Origin of the sequence: Mesorhizobium sp. M0815 (assembly GCF_040319995.1) — a bacterium.
Classification (GTDB): Bacteria; Pseudomonadota; Alphaproteobacteria; order Rhizobiales; family Rhizobiaceae; genus Mesorhizobium.
Genome location: NZ_JAMYOU010000006.1, coordinates 85851 through 108549, shown reverse-complemented (window position 1 = coordinate 108549; position 22699 = coordinate 85851). Strand labels below are relative to the sequence as shown.

Sequence of the window (22699 nt, the reverse complement as noted above, 5' to 3'; positions counted from 1 at the left end):
ATGGGACAAGGGCACGTAGAACTGCGGCACGTAGAACTGGGGCGAGTAGGACTGGGCGAGTGGAAAGCAACATCGGGGTAAAATCAATCGGATTCCGGCCGGCGCCGCAGTGGCCGGAAGCGACAGGCTACGGCCGATGACGGGAGCATCGCCAGCCGTTGTTTCGGCAAGCAAGCTTGGCCTGACCTTCCAGACCAATGACGGTCCGGTGCAGGCGCTGTCGAATGTCGACCTGACCATCGGCAAGGGCGAATTCGTGTCCTTCATCGGGCCCTCCGGCTGCGGCAAGACGACCTTGCTGCGCGTCATCGCCGATCTGGAGAAGCCGACATCGGGAGCCATTTCCGTCAACGGCATGACGCCCGAGCAGGCGCGCCAGCGCCGCGCCTATGGCTATGTCTTCCAGGCGGCCGCACTTTATCCGTGGCGCACGATCGAGCGCAATGTGGCGCTGCCGCTGGAGATCATGGGCCTGTCCAGGGCGGAGCAGGCGGCGCGCATCAAGCGAACCCTCGACCTCGTCAACCTCAGCGGCTTCGAGAAGAAATACCCTTGGCAGCTTTCGGGCGGCATGCAGCAGCGCGCCTCGATCGCACGGGCGCTCGCCTTCGATGCCGACCTTTTGTTGATGGACGAACCGTTCGGCGCGCTGGACGAGATCGTGCGCGACCACCTCAACGAACAACTGCTGGAGCTTTGGGAGCGGACCAACAAGACCATCTGCTTCGTCACCCATTCGATCCCCGAGGCGGTCTATCTGTCGACGCGCATCATCGTCATGTCGCCGCGCCCGGGGCGTGTCAGCGATGTCATAGAATCGACGCTGCCGAAGAAGCGGCCGCTCGATATCCGCGAGACGCCGGAGTTCCTGGCCATCGCGGCACGGGTGCGCGACGGGCTGAGGGCAGGGCACAGCTATGATGATTGAGCGGGATGAGGGTCCTCCTCTCCCCGACGGGGAGAGGGTGGCCGGAGCGAAGCGGAGGTCGGGTGAGGGGGCGGCGCTAACAGATCCAACTAAAAGAAATGTTGGGGCAACCGCTCGTGCCCGAAAGCTCCGGTTTGACGAGACCGAGGCTGAGTACCGGCTTTGGGGGGAACTGAGAGGACGTCATCTCAACGGCTACAAATTTGTGAGGCAGGTGCCCCTTGGCCTTTTCATCGCGGACTTCGTTTGTCGCGAGAAGGGTCTGATTGTTGAAGTCGACGGCAGTCAGCATGCGGATTCTCCAACCGATACGGCGAGAACTGCTTGGCTGAATGGCTATGGCTATTCCGTTCTTCGGTTCTGGAACCATGAAGTTCTGGCCGAACGTCGAGCGGTCCTTGATACGATATTGGCTTGCCTCGACGGAAAGATTTCTACCCCCTCACCCGGCCTCCGCTTCGCTCCGGCCACCCTCTCCCCGTTGGGGAGAGGAGGGCGCCAAGCGCCCGAGGATCGCTAGATGGACTCGTTTCGCGACAAGATCGTTCCCGTGACCTCGATCCTCCTGGGCGTGGTCGTCGTCTGGTACGTCATGGCCGTTGTCCTCAACGCGCCGTTCCAGCGCGATCTCGACCGCCGCGCCAATTTGACACCGGGCATTGTGGAATTCATCGGCAAGACGCTGGCACAACCGAAGCCGACGCTACCGGCGCCACACCAGGTGGCGGTGAATTTTTTCGAAAACACCTTTTTGCGCAGCATCACCTCGAACCGCAGCCTTGTCTACAATGCCTGGGTGACGCTGTCGTCGACGCTGCTCGGCTTTGCCTTCGGCACGGCGCTCGGCATCGTCATCGCCGTCGGCATCGTGCATGTGGCGACGCTCGACCGCAGCATGATGCCGTGGATCATCGCCTCGCAGACCATTCCGATCCTGGCGGTGGCGCCGATGATCATTGTCGTGCTGGCGGCGGTCGGCATCACCGGGCTGATCCCGAAAGCGCTGATCTCGACCTATCTGTCGTTCTTCCCGGTGGCGGTTGGCATGGTGAAGGGGCTGCGCTCGCCCGAGCTCACCCATCTCGACCTGATGCATACCTATAATGCCAGTCCCTCGCAGACCTTCTGGAAATTGCGGGTGCCGGCCTCGGTGCCGTTCCTGTTCACCTCGATGAAGGTGGCGGTGGCCGCCAGCCTCGTCGGCGCCATTGTCGGCGAGCTGCCGACCGGCGCCATCGCCGGCATCGGGGCCAAATTGCTCGCCGGCGCCTACTACAGCCAGACGATCGACATCTGGTCGGCGCTGGTCGCCGGCTCGGTGGTGGCGGCGCTGCTGGTTATGCTGGTCGGCATTGCTGGGCGCCTTGTTGACCGCGCCATGGGCGGGAGGCCGGCATGAGCTCGCTCCTGAGCCTTTCCTCAATCACCCCCCGATCCTGGCAAGGATATGCCGCGCTTATCCTGCTTGTCGGCGCGCTGCTTCTTTGGCCGCTCGTCAGTGCTACGCCCGGTTACGGCATGGCGACTACGGTTTTGATTTTCATTTTGCTGCTCATGGCAATCGAGGCCGACAACTTTCCACCGATGATCGGGGTGGTGTTGCTGTTCCTTGGCGCTCACGGCGCGGCGTGGATGTTGCTCGCCGGCATAACCGGCAATGAGGGCAGCGCTCGTGGCTCCTTCTATCTGCTGCTCGTCGCGGCGTGGTTTTTGGCCTGGCGCTGCGTAACGGTCTTGTCGTCGGTTCGCCCGACGTCGCGCTGGGCGTCAACCGCCTTGCGCCTGATCATTCCAGCCATCTTCGGCGCTTGGATCCTGATCATCTGGGAGGCGGTGACGCGTGGCGCCGGCGTTCCCTTCATCCTGTTGCCGCCGCCAAGCGCCATCGGTGCACGCATCGTCGGCTCGCTGCCGGTGCTGGGGGCCGATGTCAGGCAGACCATCTTCAAGGCGGTGATCTTCGGCTATGTCGTGGGCAGCAGCGCCGGCTTCCTCGTTGCCATCGCCGCCGACCGTGTGCCGTTCCTGCGGCGCGGGCTTTTGCCGATCGGCAATATGGTGTCGGCGCTGCCGATCATCGGCGTCGCGCCGATCATGGTCATGTGGTTCGGCTTCGACTGGCAATCCAAGGCAGCCGTGGTCATAATCATGACCTTCTTCCCGATGCTGGTGAACACCGTCGCCGGGCTTACCGCCTCCGGCCATATGGAGCGCGACCTGATGCGCACCTATGCCTCGAGCTACTGGCAGACGCTGTTCAAGCTGCGGCTGCCGGCGGCGGCACCGTTCATCTTCAATGCGTTGAAGATCAATTCGACGCTGGCGCTGATCGGCGCCATCGTCGCCGAGTTCTTCGGCACGCCGGTGGTCGGCATGGGATTCCGCATTTCGACGGAAGTCGGGCGGATGAACATCGACATGGTGTGGGCCGAAATCGCAGTTGCAGCACTTGCGGGTTCGGTCTTTTATGGCGTGGTCGCTCTTTTCGAGAGAGCAATCACGTTTTGGCATCCCTCTGTCCGTGGTGGATAGGGGCGGTGGGTTTAGGGCGCTAACTTCAGAGGGTAAAAACATGAAAAGACTTGTTGTTTCGATGCTGGCCGGCGCGATGTCGCTTGCCGCGTTTCAGGCGATGGCCGCGGATAAGGTGACGCTGCAGCTGAAATGGGTCACGCAGGCACAGTTCGCCGGCTATTATGTCGCCAAGGCCAAGGGCTTCTATGACGCCGAAGGCCTCGACGTCGACATCAAGCCCGGCGGCCCGGACATCGCACCCGAGCAGGTCATTGCCGGCGGCGGCGCCGACGTCATCGTCGATTGGATGGGCGGCGCGCTGGCTGCACGCGAAAAGGGCGTGCCGCTGGTCAACATCGCCCAGCCGTTCAAGAAGGCCGGCATGGAGCTGGTCTGCCCGAAGGACGGCCCGATCAAGACGGAAGCCGACTTCAAGGGCCACACGCTCGGCGTCTGGTTCTTCGGCAACGAGTATCCGTTCTATGCCTGGATGAACAAGCTTGGCCTCAAGACCGACGGCGGGCCGGACGGCGTCACCGTGCTCAAGCAGAGCTTTGACGTGCAGCCGCTGATCCAGAAGCAGGCGGATTGCATTTCGGTCATGACCTATAACGAATACTGGCAGCTCATCGACGCCGGCTACAAGCCGGAAGAGCTGACTGTCTTCAACTATTCCGCCATGGGCAACGATCTGCTCGAAGACGGGCTCTATGCATTGGAGGACAAGCTCAAGGATCCGGCCTTCGAGGACAAGATGGTGCGTTTCGTGCGCGCTTCGATGAAGGGTTGGAAATACGCCGTCGACAATTCCGACGAGGCGGCCGGCATCGTCATGGACAATGGCGGCCAGGACGAGAACCACCAGAAGCGGATGATGGGCGAAGTCGCCAAGCTGATCGACAATGCCGATGGCAAGCTCGATCCGGCGACGTACGAGCGCACCGCGAAGGCGCTGCTCGACCAGAAGATCATCAGCAAGGAGCCTACCGGCGCCTACACGACCGCGATCACCGACAAGGCCATCAAATAGGGGCTGTCAAACCGGCTCCGTTGGAAACCGAAAGGGGCGGGCGACCGCCCCTTTTTAGTGGGATGTAAAATGAACGTTACCGGTGGAAACATCCGCTCGCAAAATCGTTGTGCCGGTGCATCCGCCTCAAGGGTGTCACAACGGAGGTTTCCATGCGCATCCAGTCCTTCACGCCGATGCTTTCGGCGCTGGCCATTTCTGCAGCCATCTTCTCTGCTTCACCGGCCCTGGCCGAAACTATAAAGATGACGGCGACGCTCGATGGTGCTCAGCAGAACCCGCCCGTCACCACGAAGGGCAAGGGCACCGCCACGCTCAGATTCAACACCGCCACCAAGAAACTCAGCTGGACGGTGAGATATTCCGGCCTCAGCGGGCCGGCGAAGGCCGCACACATTCACGGCCCGGCGGCAGAGGGTCAAAACGCCGATCCAGTGGTGCCGTTCGAAGGCAAGCTGAAGAGCCCGATCAAGGGTTCGGCGACATTGACCGATGCCCAGGCCACCGATCTTGAGGCGGGCAAATATTACGTCAACATCCACACCGCGGCCCACGCCGACGGCGAGATCCGCGGCCAGATCGAAAAGGTCAAATAGGCACATCAAGACGACAAAAACAGGGCAACCACCCTGTTTGTCAGGCCTTGTCGCGAATCTGGGTCATCGTGCGGGTCGGCGTGATGGCTTCGGGGTCGAGCCTGATCTCGACGATCGACGGCTTGCCGCTAGCACGGGCGCGCTCGAAGGCCGCCGCGAAGTCGGCGGTCTTTTCCACCGTCTCGCCATGGCCGCCATAGGCACGGGCCAAAGCAGCAAAGTCGGGGTTTTTCAGATCGGTGGCGACGACACGGCCCGGATATTCGCGCTCCTGATGCATGCGGATGGTGCCGTAAATGCCGTTGTTGACGACTATGACGATGATCGGCAGCCCGTATTGCACGGCGGTGGCGAATTCCTGCCCGTTCATCAGGAAACAGCCGTCACCGGCAAAGGCGATCACGTCGCGGTCGGGGAAAAGCTGTTTGGCGGCGACGGCCGCCGGCGTGCCGTAACCCATCGAGCCGGATGTGGGTGCTGCCTGCGTGCCGAAACGCCGGAAGCGATGGTAGCGATGCACCCAGGTGGCGTAGTTGCCGGCGCCATTGGTGAGGATGGCGTCGTCCGGCAGCATCGTTTCGAGATAATTCATGATCGGCCCCATCTGCACGGCGCCGGGGCCGCTCTCCGGAGGCGTCGACCAGTCGAGATAGGCGGTGTGCAGCTTCGCTGCCTCCGCCGCCCACACCGGCGTTGCGGCCGGCTTGCGTTTGGCAAAGGCTTCGACGAAAGCGGCAGGCGAGGTATTGATCGCCAGCGCCGGCCGGTAGACGCGGCCGAGCTCGCCGGCGTCGGCATGGATATGGACCAGCGTCTGGTCGGGGTAGGGGCTCTTCAGCAGCGTGTAGTCGGATGACGGCATCTCGCCCATGCGGCCGCCGATCAGCAGCACAAGGTCGGCCTGCTTGATGGCGGTTGCCACTTTGGGATTGATGCCGATGCCGACATCGCCGGCATAGTTCGCGTGGAGATGGTCGAACAGCATCTGGCGGCGGAAGGAGCAGCCGACCGGCAGCGACCAGGCTTCGGCTATCGTCCGCATCCGTGCAACGGCCTGCGCATCCCAGCGCGTACCGCCAAGGATGACGAACGGCCGCTTTGCCTTGTTGAGCAGCTCGTCCAGCGCGTCGAGCTCGGCTTCGCCAGGCCGCGTCTCGACAGGGGTGTAATGCCGGGCTTCCGGTGCCTCGGCAAGGCTGGTCAGCATGTCCTCGGGCAGCGAGATGACGACCGGGCCCGGGCGGCCGGACGTCGCCACTGCAAATGCCCGTGTGACGAATTCGGGGATGCGCGCGGCGTCGTCGATCTCGACCACCCATTTGGCGATATCGCCGAAGAACCTGACATAGTCGACCTCCTGGAAGGCCTCGCGCCCCTTGGCGTGGCTGGCGACCTGGCCGATGAACAGGATGAGGGGGACCGAATCCTGCATGGCGATGTGGATGCCGGCCGAGGCATTGGTGGCGCCTGGGCCGCGGGTGACGAAGCAGATGCCGGGCCTGCCGGTCAGGCGGCCATGGCAGTCGGCCATCATTGCGGCACCGCCCTCCTGGCGGCAGACGATGGTGCGGATTGGCGAATCATGCAGCGCGTCGAGCACCGCCAGATAGGATTCGCCGGGCACGCAATAGATACGGTCCGTTCCGTTGGCTTCGAGCGCATCGACGATGAGTTGTCCGCCGGTCTTCATTTTCCTGACCTCTCCAGTTCGGCAAGGATTTCTTCGGTGTGTTCGCCGAGACGCGGCGACGGCCGTTCATAGACCAGCGGCGTGCCGGACATGACCATCGGCGCGCGCACCGAGGGCAAGAGATTGCCATGGCCGTCATCGAGGTCGAGCCGCATGCCGCGCGCGATGGTCTGCGGGTCGGCAAACATCTGGCCGATATTGTTGATCGGGCTGGCCGGCACGCCGGCTGTCTCCAGCCTGGCCAGCAGCGGGTCGCGATCGAAGACCTTCAGCGCCTCGACCATGTGCTCGCGCAGCTTTGCCCGGTTGGCGACGCGGGCGGGATTGGTGGCGAAGTCAGGGTTCGAAGCCAGCTCATCGAGGCCGACGGCAGCGCAAAACTTTGCGAATTGGCCGTCATTGCCGACCGCCAGGATGATGTGGCCATCTTTCACCGGCACCACCTCGTAGGGCGCGATGTTCATATGCGCATTGCCCATCTGCACCGGCGATTGTCCGGAGACGAGATAGTTGAGGTTCTGGTTGCCGAGCGTTGAGATCTGGGTGTCGTAGAGCGCCATGTCGATATGCTGGCCTTCGCCGGTCTTCTCGGCGTGGCGAAGTGCCGCCTGGATGGCAACGACCGAATAAAGCCCGGTGAAGACATCTGAAATAGCCACGCCCGCCTTCTGCGGTCCGCGGCCGGCTTCGCCGGTGATCGACATCATGCCGGCCATGCCCTGGATGATGAAATCATAACCGGCGCGCGGCGCATACGGTCCCGACTGGCCAAAACCGGTGATCGAGCAATAGATCAGCCGTGGGTTGATTTTCCTCAGGCTGTCATAGTCGAGGCCGTATTTCTTAAGTCCGCCGACCTTGAAGTTTTCGATCAGCACTTCCGAGGTCGCGACCAGCCGGCGCACCGTCTCGGCGCCCTCGGGCGTCGAGAAGTCGATGGCGATGGAGCGCTTGCCGCGGTTGCAGGAATGGTAATAAGCGGCCGAAAGGTTCTCGCCATCATGGCCGATGACGAAGGGCGGTCCCCATTTGCGGGTGTCGTCGCCGCTGTCCGGGCTCTCGACCTTGATCACGTCGGCGCCGAGGTCAGCAAGCAGCTGCCCGGCCCATGGCCCGGCGAGGATGCGTGCGAGTTCGATGACGCGGATGCCTTTGAGCGGAGGCTCAGTCATGGATCACCGTGGTTGGCCGAAAGCGCAGGCTTAGATGTTTTTTGTGCATGTCGTTATCCCAAAACCGCTGCGCACCCTCGGGTCGAGCCCAAGGGCATGTTTGGGCGACATCCCACTATCAATCCCGGGTGCCGCTGTCACGGCCCTTGCAATGGGCCAAGTATCAAGGCGCCCTCAGCACGCGATCGGCCCAAGCGGCAAAATCCTCCATGATGATGTCTCGATTGACCTCGTTCAGGCTCTCGTGGCGGGTTTCGGCGTAAACCTTTGAAACGAGATTCGAAAAGCCCAGCATGTGCATCCGGCCGGCGAGATGGCTGACCGCCTTGCCGCCGTCCGAGGCCGGATCCTGCTCGCCTCCGACCAGATTGACGAACAGGTCGCGCCGCACGCCGGAAAAATTGCGGTCGCGGCCGCAATGCAGCGTCATCTTGACGATGTCCTGCCACATCGACACCGATGCGTCCCAGCCGCAGAGCGGGTCGGCGATGTATTTCTCGACTTCGGCGGCATCGCGCGACAGCCAGTCGAAGGGCGTCCGGCGATCGGGCACTGCCTTGCCCCAAGCCCGGAACGTCAGCCGGGGCAGCATGCGCGACGGCACGTCTGAGCCAAGCCGGAACTTTTCCCAGGCAAGCATGCCCAGCGCGATTTGGCCGAGCAGTCCGGCAGAGAAATTGCCGTTCCAGATCGCGGCGGCATGGATGCGCGCCGAGTTGCGGAGGACAAAGTTCAGAGCGACCGACGCGCCCAAGGAGTGACCGAAGGCGATGACCGGCAGGCCGGGCTGTTCCCTGGCGATCAGATCATGGACGGCAGCGACATCGGCGATGACCTTGGCACCTCCATCCGCATCGGCGAACCTGCCAGGTGGCGCGTCGGGCGCCTTGGTGACGCCGTGGCCACGGTGGTCGTGCGCGTAGACCTGGTAGCCGCGCGCGCCGAGGAAATCGGCGAAGCGGGCATAGCGCGCCGCGTGCTCGGCCAACCCGTGATTGATCTGGACAATGGCGCGCGGCTGGCCTGTGGCGTGTTTCACATAAAGGTTGAGCTCGGCGCCGGTCGGCGATGCCAGCATCCTCTGCTTGTCAAATGGCATGTCTCGCTCCCGTCGGCGACTGTTGGGCGACGCAGCGATCGACGTCAAGAGACGTAGGGTACCCATTCGACGCTAGTTGACAGTATGCTGTCAATATGATTACATGACAGCATACTGTCAATTGGCCAGCAGATTGGGGGTATGACTATGAAAACCACCGGGGCCATTTCGCGGCGTGCAATCTTGCTGGCGGGCTTCGCCTTCACGACGGCCACCCTGTTGCCAGGGATTGCTGCGTTCAGTCAGGAAACCAGGGAGATGACCCATGATGACGTCCACCGTTCCAGGCCCGCAAGGCCAGCTTGCCACTTATAGGATCAACGCCGGCAATGGCCTGCCGATCCTGTTCCTGCATGGAGATTGCAGCCGCGCTTCCCACTGGGACCGGGTGATGCAGCTCTCCGTCGAAGGCCGCGAGGCGGTAGCCTTCGATTTTCGCGGCCATGGCGCCTCCGCGCCGGCGCAGGACGGTGACTATGGCTATGACGGCCGTGCAATGGATGTCGGTGCCGTGGCCGACGCGTTTGGCCTGAAGCGGTTTCTCATTGTCGCGCACAGCGGCGGCGGTGGTGTGGCGCTCGCTTATGCCGCCAGCCATGCCGACCGGGTCGCAGGTGTCTTGCTCGTCGACCCGGCGACCAATCCTCGTGCGCTGCCGCAGGCGATTCGCGACGGCTTTGTCCGCGATCTGGCCGGTCCGCAAGGCCGCGATGTCCTGAACGCCTATTACACGTCGATTGCCGGCCCTAACGCGGCTGTTCGCCAGCGTGTTCTGGCCGATGTGGCAGTGGTCGATCCGGCGGCGAGGGCAGGTGTCGGCAAGGCACTGGCCGAATGGAACCCGGAGCCGGCACTCAATGCGTATCGCGGGCCTATGTTCGTATTGGCTACCGAGGCCAGTGACACTCCAGCCGCGCTCTACCGGCTGCGCACGGACATTCCGCGCCAGATCGTGGCGGGCAGCGGCCATTGGGTGATGCTTGACAAGCCCGAGGTCGTAGCCGAAGCCGTTAATAATTTCGTCGCGACCATCGAGGCCGGCCAGAAATGACGACCAGGACCGAAGCGGCAAATGTGTTCACGGAACTCGTGCTTGCCGTGTTCAGGATGAACGGCAGTTTTCTGGATGCGGCCGACCGGCTGGCCGCTCCAACCGGGCTGACGGCAGCGCGCTGGCAGGTTTTGGGTGCGGTTTTGAAGGAGCCGAAATCCGTGGCCGACGTCGCCCGCGACATGGGTCTCGCCCGTCAGAGCGTACAGCGGCTGGCCGACATACTGGCTGCGGAGGGGCTTGCCGCCTATGCCGACAACCCAGCGCATCGCCGCGCCAAGCTGTTGTCGATAACCGATGCCGGCCGGGCAGCGGTCAAGAATATCGGCACACGCCAGCATGTTTGGGCGAACCGCGTTTCGGAGGGTATGGACGCCGACGCGCTAAAAGCCTCGCTTGATCTGCTGCGCACCTTGACAGAACGCGTGGAGGCGGGCGGATCCTGATCGACCACACGGGAACCGTCTCAATGCGCTGGCGATTGTTTTTACGGCCGACGAAAGAAATCGTAATTCTGACATGTCGCAAGTTCTAGCTTGCGGCGTGAATACGAGGAGTGCCGGAATGCGGATTTGGGCGATATGGGGGGCGGTGTTTCTTGCGTTTGCTGGCGCAAGCGCGGCGCGGGCCGATGTGAAGATGACCGGCTCTTTCGTCGCCGATGCCGCCTGTCCGGCAACGCAGGCGATCAAGAGCGGCAAGAATCCCCGCAACGTCTCGACCGCGGCTGGCCAGAGTTACGATCTGCTGGCCGGCAACAAGGACGCGCCCACGCACTATCTCATCCGCGTTCCGGGCGCCGATCCGGAGCGCCGCTGGGTTAAGATCAGCTGCGGTCACGTTTCGGGCGGCAGCGCGTCGACGATACCGGCTGCACCGGCGCCTGCCGAGCCGAACAAGCCATCGGCGTCCGGAAAGCCGGAATATGTCTTCGCGCTGAGCTGGCAGCCGGCTTTCTGTGAGACCAAATCCAGCAAGACCGAATGCCGGGCGCAGACCGCCGCCGGTTTCGATGCGACCCACTTCACCTTGCATGGGTTGTGGCCGCAACCGAATGGAAATTTCTATTGCCAGGTCGCGGCAAGCGACAAGGCGAACGACGATCCGGCACATTGGCGGGATTTGCCGCCGGTCACGCTGGACCCGAATACGCGATCGGAACTCGACCAGGTGATGCCGGGCACCGCATCCGCCCTCGAAAGGCATGAATGGATCAAGCACGGCACCTGCTACGGCAAGAGCCAGCAGGAGTATTTCTCCGACGCTTTGAACCTGATGCAAGCGGTGAACGCGTCGCCGGTGCGCGATCTCTTCACCAGGAACGTCGGCAAGCAGCTGACATCCGATCAGATCCGCAGCACCTTCGACAGCGCCTTCGGCAAAGGCGCGGGCGACCGGGTCCGCGTATCCTGCGTGGTCGATCCCTCGAGCGGCAGGCGGCTGATCGACGAGCTGACGCTCGGCCTGGCCGGCCCGATCGCTTCGAACTCTTCGCTCGGTGCGCTGCTGCTTGCCTCGGCACCGACAGCCAAGGTGGGTTGTCCGAAGGGTACCGTCGACGCCGTCGGGTTCCAGTAGACAGGCCGAACGCGACTGTCGCCTTGCGCCGGGGGTGGTATGGTCTTGAAGGCACACATTCGTAGGGGGTGGCGATGAGTGGCATGACGAACGGGGCGCTGGCGCGGCTGGCGTTCTGGGCCAGGGGCATGACGGCGATCCGAGACGGCCATATGGAATGGCCGGGCTTTTCCTACACCGAAGTGGAGTGGGCGCGCATGACCACGCTGGCCAAACCGATCGGCGGCGGCACCTACCAATTGTTCACGCTGGTCAACGCGGCGATCTTCATCGCCATCGCCGCGCTCGGGATCTTCTGTGTCTTCCTGCCGCTGGCGACGCTGCTGTTCCCGGTACCACCCGAAACCAGTGCGCTCAAGTTTTCGCTGCTCCTGGCGGCATGCGCCTTGCTGATCATCGGCATCGGCTTGCCGATTTCGCTGCGTCTCTCGACCGCGCTGGTCGCGCCGAAGGCAATGCGGGCCGCGCTTGTCGCCGTGCCCGGCGACCAGATGCTTGCGGCAAAAGTGTCATGGCAGATCAACCGGATCACGCTCGTGCTTTGCGGCCTGCTGGTGCCGGGCATTCTTCTGTTCATCGCCTACGACATCGATGCCGGCCCGGTCATCGCGGCAATGAAATGGCTGGCGATCGGGTTGATGGCGGTTTCGGTTGCGATCGGCGCATGGCAGCGGCGCAAACAATCCTGATTGCGCCAATCCGAGACCAGAGTGAGAGTTACGCGCCGGCGCTGCGCTCCGGCCTGTTCCATGTGTTGCGCCCGTCTGCTTCGTTGCCACCCGGTTCGCCGACAACGCGATCGCGTCCGGTCGATTTGGCCTTGTAGAGACGCTGGTCGGCCAGCGCAAAGAGATCGGCAAGGCAACGCGTCGTCTCGCTGACCGTCGAGATGCCGGCGCTGACGGTGATGTCGAACCGGCTGGTGCTCGCAGACGTCTTGACCGCTTGCCTGACGGTTTCGCCCAGCAGTCTGGCGAGCGGCCGTGGACGCCAGCAGAGGATGGCGAATTCCTCACCGCCGATCCTGAACAATTGATCTTCGGTCCCGACAAGTTCGCCAAGCAAAATCGCCAGGGCTTTCAGCACCTTGTCTCCCTCGGCGTGGCCGAAGCGGTCATTGATCGATTTGAAGTGGTCGACATCGATGATCAGCAGGCTGAGCGGCCTGGCAGTCCGCAGGCTGGCGGCGACGGCGGCCTCGCCATCGCTGTCGAAGCGCCCCCTGTGCAGGAGGCCGGTGAGGCCGTCGCGACCGACATGCTCGACCAGCGCCTCATAGCGCTCGCGATAGGTCAGCGTGTCGAAAATGTCGGAAAGCCCGCGCGGCGCCGGCACCTGCCGCGCCTCGAACCACCTGATATAGGCGACCAGCATGGTGCTGTAGACCAGGGCCGCTGCCATCTTGGCGAACCAGCCGCCGAAGAACACCGCGACCGGCGCACCGGTGACGAAATGCAGCGCCGTGAAAAAGCCTGCCTGGTCGAAGGTGAGCACGCAGGCGACGGAGACCAGGATGCGGGTGAAAAGCGCCTTGCGCAGATATTTGCCGAGCTTTTCATAGAGCAGGATGATCAGGATGGCGTCGACGAACAGCAGCGTCGTGCCCCACACCATCAGCCAGCCCATCTCGTCGATGAAGCCGATGTCGGGAAGCTTGCCGTCGGGCAGCGGTGCGATGTCATGCAGGCGCAGGATCAGCACGAGCCCGATCATCAGGGCATTGCCGAGCAGCAGGCCGTAAATCGGCTGCCGGACAGTTGCCGCGTCCTCCTTGATGTAGAGCAGGAGCAGCATGACCAGCTTGCCGGAAAACAGCACGGCCGAACCCGGCGATACCATGCCGAACGGCAGCGCGACGTAGAAGACGCTGGCGAGATAGGTTTCCAGGAAATGCATGACGCCAATGGCGCAAACAAAGACACCGAGGCCGATGCGGCCCCTGAACCGGAAAAGCGTGACCATGATGCCGAAATAGAGAACCGCTTCGGCAAAAAGCAGGAAACTGTTCAACACGGCCCGATCTCTCTCCCCGAAATCGCGGCTGCCAGCGATTTCCCATCCAAACACTGTTTTGACGCGGAATGGTTAACCGGAGCTTTCGCCCGGGCGCCGGCACGAAATGAAGCGGCTAAGCGTTCGCGGTGCGACCAACTCCGCCTGGGACCAAAACTGTTTGCCGTTCGGGGCCGCATCGCTTACATAGCCCCCAACTTCCATTCAATCCGACATCAGTCGACTTTTCAGGGAAAGCGCGCGTGGCACGCCAGTTCATCTATCACATGGCCGGCCTCAACAAGGCCTACGGCACCAAGAAGGTGCTCGAGAACATCCATCTGTCCTTCTACCCGGACGCCAAGATCGGCATCCTCGGTCCCAACGGCGCCGGCAAGTCGACGATTCTCAAGATCATGGCCGGCATCGACAAGGAGTGGAGCGGCGAGGCCTGGCTGGCCGAGGGTGCTACCGTCGGTTACCTGGCGCAGGAGCCGGCGCTCGATCCGAACAAGAATGTGTTCGAAAACGTCATGGAAGGCGTTGCCGCCAAGACCGCGATCATCGAGCGCTACAACGAATTGATGATGAACTATTCCGACGAGACGGCGGACGAGTCGGCCAAGCTGCAAGACGAGATGGACCGGCTCAATCTGTGGGATCTCGAGCAGCAGGTCGAGATGGCGATGGAGGCACTCGGCTGCCCGCCCAAGGAGGCCGATGTCACCAAGCTGTCGGGCGGCGAACGCCGTCGCGTCGCGCTCTGCCAGCTCTTGCTGCGCCAGCCCGACCTTCTGCTGCTCGACGAGCCGACCAACCATCTCGACGCCGAGACGACGGCGTGGCTGGAAAAGCATCTGCGCGCCTATCCGGGCGCGGTGATGATCATCACCCACGACCGCTACTTCCTCGACAATGTCACCGGCTGGATCCTCGAGCTCGATCGCGGCCGCGGTATCCCGTACGAAGGCAACTACACCAAATATCTCGAAGCCAAGGCCAAGCGGCTCAAGCAGGAAGGCCGCGAGGACGATGCGCGCCAGCGGGCGATCGGCCGCGAGCGCGAGTGGATCCAGTCCAGCCCGAAAGCCCGGCAGACCAAGTCGAAGGCCCGTATCCAGGCGTTCCAGGATCTGCTGGATGCGGCCGACAAGCGGCGTCCGAGCGATACGCAGATCGTCATTCCGCATGGCGAGCGGCTCGGCAATGTGGTGATCGAGGTCGAGGACCTGTCGAAGGGCTTTGGCGACACGCTTTTGATCGACGATCTCGAATTCAAGCTGCCGCCCGGCGGCATCGTCGGCGTCATTGGCCCGAACGGCGCCGGCAAGACGACGCTGTTCCGCATGATCACCGGCCAGGAAAAGCCCGATGCCGGCACCATCCGCGTCGGCGAGACGGTCAAGCTCGGTTATGTCGACCAGAGCCGCGACGCACTCGACCCGACCAAGACCGTCTGGGAAGAGATCTCGGGCGGCGCCGAAGTGGTCAAGCTCGGCAAGTTCGAAGCCAACACCCGCGCCTATTGCGCGTCGTTCAATTTCCGCGGCGGCGATCAGCAGCAGAAGGTCGGCAACCTGTCCGGCGGACAGCGCAACCGCGTGCATCTGGCAAAGATGCTGAAGACCGGCGGCAATGTGCTGCTGCTCGACGAGCCGACCAACGATCTCGATACCGAAACGCTGGCCGCACTTGAAGACGCGCTCGAGAGCTTCGCCGGCTGCGCCGTCATCATCTCGCACGATCGCATGTTCCTCGATCGTCTGGCGACGCACATCCTCGCCTTCGAGGGCGACAGCCATGTCGAATGGTTCGAAGGCAATTTCGAGGATTACGAGCAGGACAAGATCCGTAGACTCGGGCCCGATGCCGTCAATCCGCACCGCATGACGTATAAGCGGCTGACGAGGTAGGGTCTCGATCCGTTGCGGGCGATCGTCGTTTGGCCTAAATTGATCGGATGGAGTTGCCCATGATCACGGTCAAATTGCCGCAAAAAGCCGAGAAGCTGCTGGCCGATATTGCCAAGGCCAGCGGCCGTACGATCGATCAGGTCGCAGTTGAAACGATCCTCGAAACCATTGAGGATTGGCAGGATGCCAGGATTGCGGAGGAACGCCTGAGGGATGACGACGGCGTACGCATTCCGTTGGAAGAGGTGATCCGGAAGCTTGAACTTCGCGAAGTCGAGGAGCGGCACAAGAAACCTGCCGCTGAATGAGTTGGCAGGTCGAGTTTACGCGAGCCGAAAAAGACATTGAAGGGCTTTCACCGAAGGACTAGCGCCGTGTCCTAGAATTCCTGTATCAAAGAGTTTCTGTGCACCCCAATCCAAGAGCACTCGCCAAACGGCTGACTGGGACCAAGGAAGCTTGGCGGTTTCGCGTCGGCGACTACAGAATCATTGCCCAGTTTCAGGACAGCCGGCTCGTCGTGCTGATCGGGAGATAGGCAACCGTCGCGAGATCTATCGATGAATAACAGCATAGCGGTAAAGGCAAAACCCGACTGGTCCGCCGCACTCTACCTGAAATTCGAGGATGAGCGCACGCGGCCGGCGCGCGACCTCCTAGCGCAGGTGCCAGTGCCGGAACCGCGCCGGGTGGTGGACATTGGCTGTGGGCCGGGCAATTCGACCGAATTGCTGGTCGAGCGCTGGCCGCAGGCACAGATCAGCGGCTTCGATACCTCGCCCGACATGATCGAGAAGGCGAAGGCGCGCCTGCCCGGCGTCACCTTTGCCTTGGCGGACGCGGCGACGTGGCAGCCGGCCGAACCGGTCGACGTGATCTTCGCCAATGCAGTGTTTCAGTGGCTACCGGAGCATCCGGCTGTCTTCCAGCGGCTGATAGGATTTTTGGCGCCCGGCGGCGCGCTTGCCGTGCAGATGCCGGACAATATGGGCGAGCCTTCGCACCGGCTGATGCGGGAGACCGCGGCCGAGATGCCGTTCACTGAAAAGTTCGAGCGTGCGGCCCGCGCGCCGCTGCCGCCTGTCGCGTTCTATTACGACCTTTTGTCGCCATTCTCGGATCGGCTCGATATCTGGCACACGATCTACAACCATCCGCTGGCCGATGCCGAGGCGATCGTCGAATGGGTGAAGTCGACGGGGCTGAAGCCGTTCCTCGATCCGCTCGACGAAGGCGAGCGGCAGCTTTTCCTGAAGCGCTACACGGCCAGGATCGCCGAAGCCTATCCGAAAACGGCAAGCGGCAAGGTGTTGCTGCGCTTTCCCCGTGTCTTCATCGTGGCGCGGCGTTCTGCTTAGAAACTCTTAGCTACACCCAAAAACAGCCAGCAGCGGATGCTTGACCGGCTTTCGCCGTCATGCGCATCTCGCTGGGGCAGGGATGGCGGCCCTCATGGGCCATGGGGGGTGGATGATGACACTGAAAACGCTCATTTTCGGCGGCAGCATTTGTGCGGCCGCTGTGCTTGCCTTTCGATATCGGCGCAGGCCAAGCGAGCGCGCTGCTTCACCAGCGATGACGGGTATTTCTCCTGCAGCTATCGGGCGCTGGATGATGCCGGCAGCTTTCGCATCTCGGCGCCGGGCTATCCGACTTACGTCCTGGAGATCGACGACCCGGGTTTTGCCTACGGCTATGTCAATCTCGGCCAGCGCAACGTGCCGCTGCCCGGACAATTCGTGCGCAGCAATGATGACGGTGCCTGCTGGAACAACCCGCAGACCAATACCAAGCTCTGCGCCTGGTAAAGACCCGTTCCAGGGACTTGATTTAAGCCGGCATAAACTGGCTAGGTGCAAAAAGAGGTTGCGCCGAGCTTTTGCGGCGTCGACATGAAGCCGCAACGCCTGCGCACGGGACGAACTGGAAATGCATCGCGTCATCATCAGCGGCATCGGCGTTGAAATCCCCGAAGCGTCGATCACCAATGAGGAGCTCGTCGCCAGCTTCAACACTTGGGTGGACATGGAGAACGTCCGGCGCGAGGTCTCGGGCGAGCCGCTGCTGCAGAAATCGGACAGTGCCTTCATCGTCCACGCCTCGGGCGTCCAGACCCGCCATGTCATCGAACGGGAAGGCATCCTCGACCCGACCCGCATGGCGCCGCGCTTCCCGGCGCGGCCCGACGATGCGCTGTCGCTGGAGGCCGAGTTCGGCATCGCCTCGGCCAGCAAGGCGCTCGATCATGCCGGGCTGAAGCCTGGGGATATCGACCTGGTGATCTGCTCGGCCTCGCACCATCAGCGGCCCTATCCGGCTATCGCCATCGAAATGCAGCAGGCGCTGGGCACGAGAGGCGCCGGCTTCGACATGGGGCTTGGCTGCTCTTCGGCGGCGGTCGCATTGCACATTGCGGTCAATCTGGTGCGGGCAGGGGCGCATAAACGCGTACTGGTGACGACGCCGGAGATCATCACGGGCCACCTCAATTTTCGCGACCGGCAGACGCATTTCATCTTCGGCGACGCGTCCGTGTCGATGATCGTCGAAGGGCTCGCCCAGGGCGAGAAGCGGTCGGGGCGTTTCGAGGTGCTCGACACGCGTGCCTGGACGCAGATGTCGAACAGCATCCGCACCAATCTCGGTTACTATACCCGCGCCACCCAGGACGATCCGTACATGATCGATCTGGAAGGCAATCTGATCAAGCAGATCGGCAACAAGGTGTTCAAGGAAGTCACCGTCGCCGGCCACAAGTTCATCGTCGAATTCCTGGCCGAACACGGGCTGACACCGCAAGCGATCCGGCGCTTCTGGCTGCATCAGGCGAATGCGCGGATGAATGCCATGATCCTGAAATTGTCGTTCGGCCATGACGTCGACCATGACCGCGCGCCGATGGTGCTGGAGCGCCTCGGTAATACTGCCGCCGCCGGTGCCATCATCGCCCTGTCGGAGAACCATGCCGACATGAAGGCCGGCGACTACGGCCTGCTCTGCGCCTTCGGCGCCGGCTACTCGATCGGCGGCGCGCTATTGCGCATGCTTTGACCATTTCGGCGCGAACGGAACCAGCATCGGAACGCGCCGAGCAGAGTCGCATCAGTCCGCTTGATCGGAGCATCAGCGCTTTCGACTGGACCCGATGAGCTGACCGCGGCTAATTGCGCGTATCACGCGAGGAACGAACCCATGCTGGATCTTTTTCCCGAAGCCGAAACTCCGGTCGAGATCGTCCCGGCGCGAAAGCTCACCGCCAGGGTGGCCTCGCTCTATCTCGCACCATTCGATCATTTCGAGACACGGGCGGTGGATAAGTTGCAGCTTGGCTTCGACGGCATTGAAGGCGATTTCCACGCCGGCACGACGCGGCGCTCCGGCGGACGGGAACCCTGGTATCCGCGCGGCACCGAAATGCGCAACGAACGGCAATTGTCGATCGTCGCGGCGGACGAACTGGCAATCGTTGCCGAACGGATGGGCATCGCCGAGATCAAGCCGGAATGGATCGGCGCCAATCTCCTGATCGAAGGCCTGCCGCACCTCTCGATGCTGCCGTCCGGCGCGCTGCTGTTCTTCAAAGGCGGCGCGACTGTCAAGATCGACGCGCAGAACGGGCCTTGCCGCATCGCCGGGCGATCGGTCGCCGAAAATGCCGGGATGGCCGATCACGAGGCCGGCGCGCTGCTGTTCGCGAAAGCGGCGAAGCGTTTGCGCGGCCTCGTCGCCTGGGTCGAGAAGCCCGGCACGATCACGGCCGGCGAGGAGATTTCGGTGCGCGTGCCAGAACAGTGGATTTACCGGGCCTGAAGACTAAAATCTTAGAGGATCAGGGATTGTCTGTTTGTAGTTGGCTGCTGAAACAGCTTCCAATCCATCGCCTTGTTTGGCCGTTTTCTTTGTTCGCCGCAATTTCTTCACCGCAATTCTTGCAACGATAGATGCCGGAATTCGGTGGCTTGCTGCCTGGCGACCATTCGTTGTCGTAAGCAACGCTGTATTCTTGTGCCGCAAGCTCGGTGTTATCATAACAGTTTCAGGCGTGGCCGCGTTTCATCCGCGCCTGCTTAAGGATGGCGCGCCAGCGGATCATGGCGAAGGGGATCGGCTCGTTGTTGTTGGCGATGTGGAAGATCTCGTTGTTGAGGTTCTTCAGCGAGCGCCAGAAATCATAGTCGGTGATGCGTGGGTCAGCCGCCAGCCTGTCCGCCTCGACCTTGATGTCGGTTTTCATGCACGTTCCCCGAACCGCTGCTGCTCCGCCGCCCGTATCGCAACTCGATGCGGATGGTTTTCCAACGCCGCGCTGAGTCGTTCAACGTCTCAATTCGGCTTGTTCACGTTAAAACCTCGGTAAGGTTAACGGCGGTTGGGTTGCGGTTCAAGCCGGCTTACGACGAATACCGATCGAGCGGCCGGCGCGCTCCGGCATCGGCAGGGCGGCATGGGCGGCGCGCATCGCTTCCACCCTGGCAAGGACGTCGGCGGGGAAGGGCGCCACCTTCGGGCCAGCCATGTCGACATGCAGCGACAGCGTTTCGGACGTGGCGGCAAGCCAGCCGTCGACATGGCGGATTTCCTGATAGGCCCTCAGCCGCTTGTCGTCATGGTCGAGGAGCTGGAACGAGACCGTGACCTTGTGGTCGAGATGCAGCTCCTGGACGTAGCAGACATGGACTTCCGCGGTGTAGATGGTCAGCCGCCGTTCCCTCACATAGTCCATCCCCATTCCCATCATCTCGAAGGCTTCGTCGGAGCAACGGTCGAACAGCACGTTGTAATAGGCCATGTTCAGATGGCCGTTGTAGTCGATCCAGGCCTTCTCGATGTCCATGGCGCGAGAGACGAAAGGGGCGGGGATGGGCATCGGAAACTTCCTTCTCGTCATGCCGGGATGAGCGTGGACTGGACAGAGCGTGGTCGGTGAGACTACGCATCCCTAGATGCAGAACAAGGGTGGACGCTGGTCCATTCGCGGAGGAATCGATGGCTCTAAGCGACCTCAACCCGGTCGAACGCAACGAGGAAGGCATTGCCGCCGTGCTCGGCATCCTCAAGCAGCGGCTCGGCGAGCGATTCCAGACCGGCCAGGCGATCCGCGCCCAGCACGCGCACACCACGACCTATATCCCGACGCAGGCGCCGGACGGCGTCGCCTTTGCCGAGACGACGGAGGAGGTGCAGGAGATCGTGCGTGCCTGCGCGGCACATCGCGTGCCGGTGATCGCCTTTGGCGTCGGCTCTTCGCTCGAAGGTCACACCAATGCGCCGGGCGGCGGCATCTCGCTCGATACGTCACGCATGAACCGCATCATCGCGGTCAATCCGCAGGACCTCGATTGCATCGTCGAGCCCGGCGTGACGCGCGAGGACCTCAACCGGCACCTGCGCGACACCGGCCTGTTCTTTCCGATCGATCCGGGCGCCAACGCTTCGCTCGGCGGCATGGCGGCGACACGGGCGTCTGGCACCAACGCCGTGCGCTACGGCACGATGCGCGACAACGTCCTGTCACTGACGGCGGTGATGGCCGACGGCGAAGCGGTGACGACCGGAAAGCGCGCCAAGAAAAGCTCGGCCGGCTATGATCTGACGCGGCTGCTGATCGGCTCGGAAGGTACGCTTGGCATCATCACCCAGCTGACCTTGAAGCTGCAGGGCATTCCGCAGGCGATTTCGGGCGGCGTCTGCCCGTTTCCCAGCGTCGAGGCGGCCTGCAACGCGGTGATCGCGACCATCCAGATGGGCATTCCGGTGGCGCGCATCGAATTGGTCAATGCGCTGCAGATGCGAGCGATGAAGACCTATTCGAAGCTCGACTATCCGGAGAGCCCCTGCCTGTTCGTCGAGTTCCACGGCAGCGATGCCAGCGTCGCCGAACAGGCCGAGACTTTCGGCATGATCGCCGAGGAAAATGGCGGCGGCCCGTTCCTGTGGACCAGCATCGCCGAAGAGCGGACAAAATTGTGGAAAGCCAGGCACGATGCCTACTGGTCATCGCTGACGCTGCGGCCGGGCGCCAAGGGCCTGTCGACAGATGTCTGCGTGCCGATCTCGCGCTTTGCCGAATGTGTCACCGAGACCGAGGCGGATATCGCCGAGATGGGCCTGATCGCACCGATCGTCGGCCATGCCGGCGACGGCAATTTCCATGTATTGGTGCTGATGGACGTGGACGACCCGAAGGAGATCGCATTGGCGGAAAAATTCGTGGCGCGGCTCAATATGCGCGCCATCGCCATGGACGGCACCTGCACTGGTGAGCATGGCATAGGGCAGGGCAAGATCGGCTTCCTGCGGCATGAGCTCGGTCATGGCGTCGACATCATGCGCACGATCAAGCAGGCGCTCGACCCGCTGAATATCATGAACCCGGGCAAGATATTGCCGGCCGAATAGTGGAAGAAGATCCAGATGGTCCCTGGCTTGACCGCACCACCATTTGGATCGAGACTCCAAGCACCTGAGAGGCAGGCAGGCGTCACAGACGGAGGAATGGTGTCCTGGCGATTTCACGCAAGGAAGAGGCTCGGGCGCTGAGCGCCGACGAACATGCTCTCGTCGAGAAGTCGCACCATCCAGCAGTGCAGCATCTTGCCGACGCCGAACTCGCCAGCCTGGTCAAGCTCCTAAGGGAGCGGCGCGACAAGGCCCAGACCGAGGCGCATCGCCGCCGCCGCGAAATGCGCGGCAAGGGTGCGCCAAAGGGCGCCGGCGCCTCGAAGGCCGATGAAGGTTCGCAGTTGAAGCTGGCGGTTCTGGCGATGACCATGCGGCGGCTCAATGGCGAGGCCGAACGCCGCCGCCAGTTGGCAGCGCGTGTTTCGCTGGTCGAGAATGCACGCAAGGCGCTGTCCATGAAGCAGGGCGCTGCGGCAGACGGTCCCGAGTTCAACACGCGCACCGCGCACAAAGGCATGCGCGCGATCGTGAGCCGGCGGCCCGAGAATCTGATCCGGCCGATGGAACTCGGCCGGCAGCGGCAGGCGGCAAAGGTGGCGCAGGCAAAGCGCGACGCGCGCTGAGTTTTCTTGGCCGCCTTCTTTTGCTCTGGACGCCTGTCTGGCGGGAATTGCCTCTTTATCGACACGCTGATGCGGGTAGAGTGCGGCTGATTTTCAATCAACCGCTTCGGA

General features: G+C 62.6%; 25 protein-coding genes. 19 read left to right on the top strand and 6 right to left on the bottom strand.

All coding sequences use genetic code 11. The features are described from left to right. Positions 1-136 precede the first annotated feature (136 nt). The 6 genes from NKI01_RS09850 (at position 137) to NKI01_RS09825 (ending at position 5068) form a co-directional block, all read left to right on the top strand. Positions 137-928, top strand: coding sequence for an ABC transporter ATP-binding protein (locus NKI01_RS09850; protein WP_023720849.1), 792 nt, complete (start codon positions 137-139; stop codon positions 926-928). Continuing rightward, entirely contained in the window at positions 918-1448 is a 531-nt protein-coding gene (locus NKI01_RS09845) for an endonuclease domain-containing protein (protein WP_502899429.1), read from the top strand. The genes NKI01_RS09850 and NKI01_RS09845 overlap by 11 nt, the downstream gene beginning before the upstream one ends. Further along, positions 1449-2327 carry an ABC transporter permease gene (locus NKI01_RS09840; RefSeq protein WP_352495156.1) on the top strand — a complete coding sequence of 293 codons (879 nt, stop codon included), beginning with the start codon at positions 1449-1451 and terminating at the stop codon, positions 2325-2327. Then, positions 2324-3460, top strand: coding sequence for an ABC transporter permease (locus NKI01_RS09835; RefSeq protein WP_352963000.1), 1137 nt, complete (start codon positions 2324-2326; stop codon positions 3458-3460). The genes NKI01_RS09840 and NKI01_RS09835 overlap by 4 nt, the downstream gene beginning before the upstream one ends. A gap of 40 nt (positions 3461-3500) precedes the next feature. Next, positions 3501-4472 carry an ABC transporter substrate-binding protein gene (locus NKI01_RS09830; RefSeq protein ID WP_023675876.1) on the top strand — a complete coding sequence of 324 codons (972 nt, stop codon included), beginning with the start codon at positions 3501-3503 and terminating at the stop codon, positions 4470-4472. A gap of 152 nt (positions 4473-4624) precedes the next feature. Further along, positions 4625-5068 (top strand): CHRD domain-containing protein, encoded by a 444-nt coding sequence (locus NKI01_RS09825; RefSeq protein ID WP_352495157.1) that lies wholly within the window; start codon positions 4625-4627, stop codon positions 5066-5068. A gap of 40 nt (positions 5069-5108) precedes the next feature. On the opposite strand, the gene NKI01_RS09820 is transcribed toward NKI01_RS09825, so the two are convergent. The 3 genes from NKI01_RS09820 to NKI01_RS09810 all read right to left on the bottom strand — a co-directional run bounded on the left by NKI01_RS09820 (position 5109) and on the right by NKI01_RS09810 (position 9029). Beyond that, a complete protein-coding gene (locus NKI01_RS09820) occupies positions 5109-6758 on the bottom strand; it encodes a thiamine pyrophosphate-binding protein (RefSeq protein ID WP_023720843.1) in 1650 nt (549 codons plus the stop codon). Continuing rightward, positions 6755-7930, bottom strand: coding sequence for a CaiB/BaiF CoA transferase family protein (locus NKI01_RS09815; protein WP_352962996.1), 1176 nt, complete (start codon positions 7928-7930; stop codon positions 6755-6757). The genes NKI01_RS09820 and NKI01_RS09815 overlap by 4 nt, the downstream gene beginning before the upstream one ends. Positions 7931-8093: 163 nt before the next feature. Beyond that, entirely contained in the window at positions 8094-9029 is a 936-nt protein-coding gene (locus NKI01_RS09810; RefSeq protein ID WP_352590000.1) for an alpha/beta fold hydrolase, read from the bottom strand. 265 nt (positions 9030-9294) lie between these two features. Between NKI01_RS09810 and NKI01_RS09805 the strand changes: the two genes are divergently transcribed. The 4 genes from NKI01_RS09805 (at position 9295) to NKI01_RS09790 (ending at position 12347) form a co-directional block, all read left to right on the top strand. Continuing rightward, a complete protein-coding gene (locus tag NKI01_RS09805) occupies positions 9295-10080 on the top strand; it encodes an alpha/beta fold hydrolase (protein WP_023720840.1) in 786 nt (261 codons plus the stop codon). Continuing rightward, positions 10077-10526, top strand: a complete 450-nt coding sequence (locus NKI01_RS09800) for a MarR family winged helix-turn-helix transcriptional regulator (RefSeq protein ID WP_352482959.1) — start codon at positions 10077-10079, stop codon at positions 10524-10526. The genes NKI01_RS09805 and NKI01_RS09800 overlap by 4 nt, the downstream gene beginning before the upstream one ends. 118 nt (positions 10527-10644) lie before the next feature. Then, a complete protein-coding gene (locus NKI01_RS09795; RefSeq protein WP_352482960.1) occupies positions 10645-11658 on the top strand; it encodes a ribonuclease T2 family protein in 1014 nt (337 codons plus the stop codon). 74 nt (positions 11659-11732) lie between these two features. After that, positions 11733-12347, top strand: coding sequence for a hypothetical protein (locus NKI01_RS09790; RefSeq protein ID WP_352482961.1), 615 nt, complete (start codon positions 11733-11735; stop codon positions 12345-12347). Positions 12348-12375: 28 nt separating this feature from the next. Here the strand turns inward: NKI01_RS09790 and NKI01_RS09785 are convergent, their stop codons facing one another. Next, entirely contained in the window at positions 12376-13671 is a 1296-nt protein-coding gene (locus tag NKI01_RS09785) for a GGDEF domain-containing protein (protein WP_352962992.1), read from the bottom strand. A 242-nt stretch (positions 13672-13913) separates the two neighbouring features. Here NKI01_RS09785 and ettA point away from each other — a divergent pair, with 242 nt between their 5' ends. From ettA to NKI01_RS09750, 7 genes are all read left to right on the top strand, one after another. Then, positions 13914-15563 (top strand): energy-dependent translational throttle protein EttA, encoded by a 1650-nt coding sequence (ettA, locus tag NKI01_RS09780; RefSeq protein ID WP_023720834.1) that lies wholly within the window; start codon positions 13914-13916, stop codon positions 15561-15563. Between the two features lie 59 nt (positions 15564-15622). After that, positions 15623-15871, top strand: coding sequence for a DUF6290 family protein (locus tag NKI01_RS09775; protein ID WP_352482964.1), 249 nt, complete (start codon positions 15623-15625; stop codon positions 15869-15871). Between the two features lie 98 nt (positions 15872-15969). Further along, a complete protein-coding gene (locus tag NKI01_RS09770) occupies positions 15970-16101 on the top strand; it encodes a type II toxin-antitoxin system RelE family toxin (RefSeq protein ID WP_352482966.1) in 132 nt (43 codons plus the stop codon). A gap of 22 nt (positions 16102-16123) precedes the next feature. Then, positions 16124-16921, top strand: a complete 798-nt coding sequence (tam, locus tag NKI01_RS09765; protein ID WP_352482967.1) for a trans-aconitate 2-methyltransferase — start codon at positions 16124-16126, stop codon at positions 16919-16921. 108 nt (positions 16922-17029) lie between these two features. Beyond that, positions 17030-17371: a hypothetical protein gene (locus NKI01_RS09760; protein ID WP_352482968.1), complete on the top strand. Its 342-nt coding sequence runs from the start codon at positions 17030-17032 to the stop codon at positions 17369-17371. A gap of 121 nt (positions 17372-17492) precedes the next feature. Next, the gene (locus tag NKI01_RS09755) at positions 17493-18614 is read left to right on the top strand and encodes a beta-ketoacyl-ACP synthase III (RefSeq protein WP_352639723.1); all 1122 of its coding nucleotides are present in this window, start codon (positions 17493-17495) and stop codon (positions 18612-18614) included. 141 nt (positions 18615-18755) lie between these two features. Further along, positions 18756-19373: an MOSC domain-containing protein gene (locus NKI01_RS09750; RefSeq protein ID WP_352495167.1), complete on the top strand. Its 618-nt coding sequence runs from the start codon at positions 18756-18758 to the stop codon at positions 19371-19373. Between the two features lie 226 nt (positions 19374-19599). Here NKI01_RS09750 and NKI01_RS09745 read toward each other — a convergent pair whose 3' ends face one another. Further along, complete coding sequence (locus NKI01_RS09745) at positions 19600-19797, bottom strand: hypothetical protein (protein WP_023676715.1); 198 nt, start codon at positions 19795-19797, stop codon at positions 19600-19602. A gap of 147 nt (positions 19798-19944) precedes the next feature. Beyond that, complete coding sequence (locus NKI01_RS09740) at positions 19945-20430, bottom strand: thioesterase family protein (protein ID WP_352495168.1); 486 nt, start codon at positions 20428-20430, stop codon at positions 19945-19947. 119 nt (positions 20431-20549) lie between these two features. Here NKI01_RS09740 and NKI01_RS09735 point away from each other — a divergent pair, with 119 nt between their 5' ends. Together NKI01_RS09735 and NKI01_RS09730 are read left to right on the top strand one after the other, a co-directional pair. Next, positions 20550-21962, top strand: a complete 1413-nt coding sequence (locus NKI01_RS09735; protein ID WP_352590011.1) for an FAD-binding oxidoreductase — start codon at positions 20550-20552, stop codon at positions 21960-21962. Positions 21963-22066: 104 nt separating this feature from the next. Next, complete coding sequence (locus NKI01_RS09730; RefSeq protein WP_352482975.1) at positions 22067-22588, top strand: hypothetical protein; 522 nt, start codon at positions 22067-22069, stop codon at positions 22586-22588. Positions 22589-22699 lie beyond the last annotated feature (111 nt).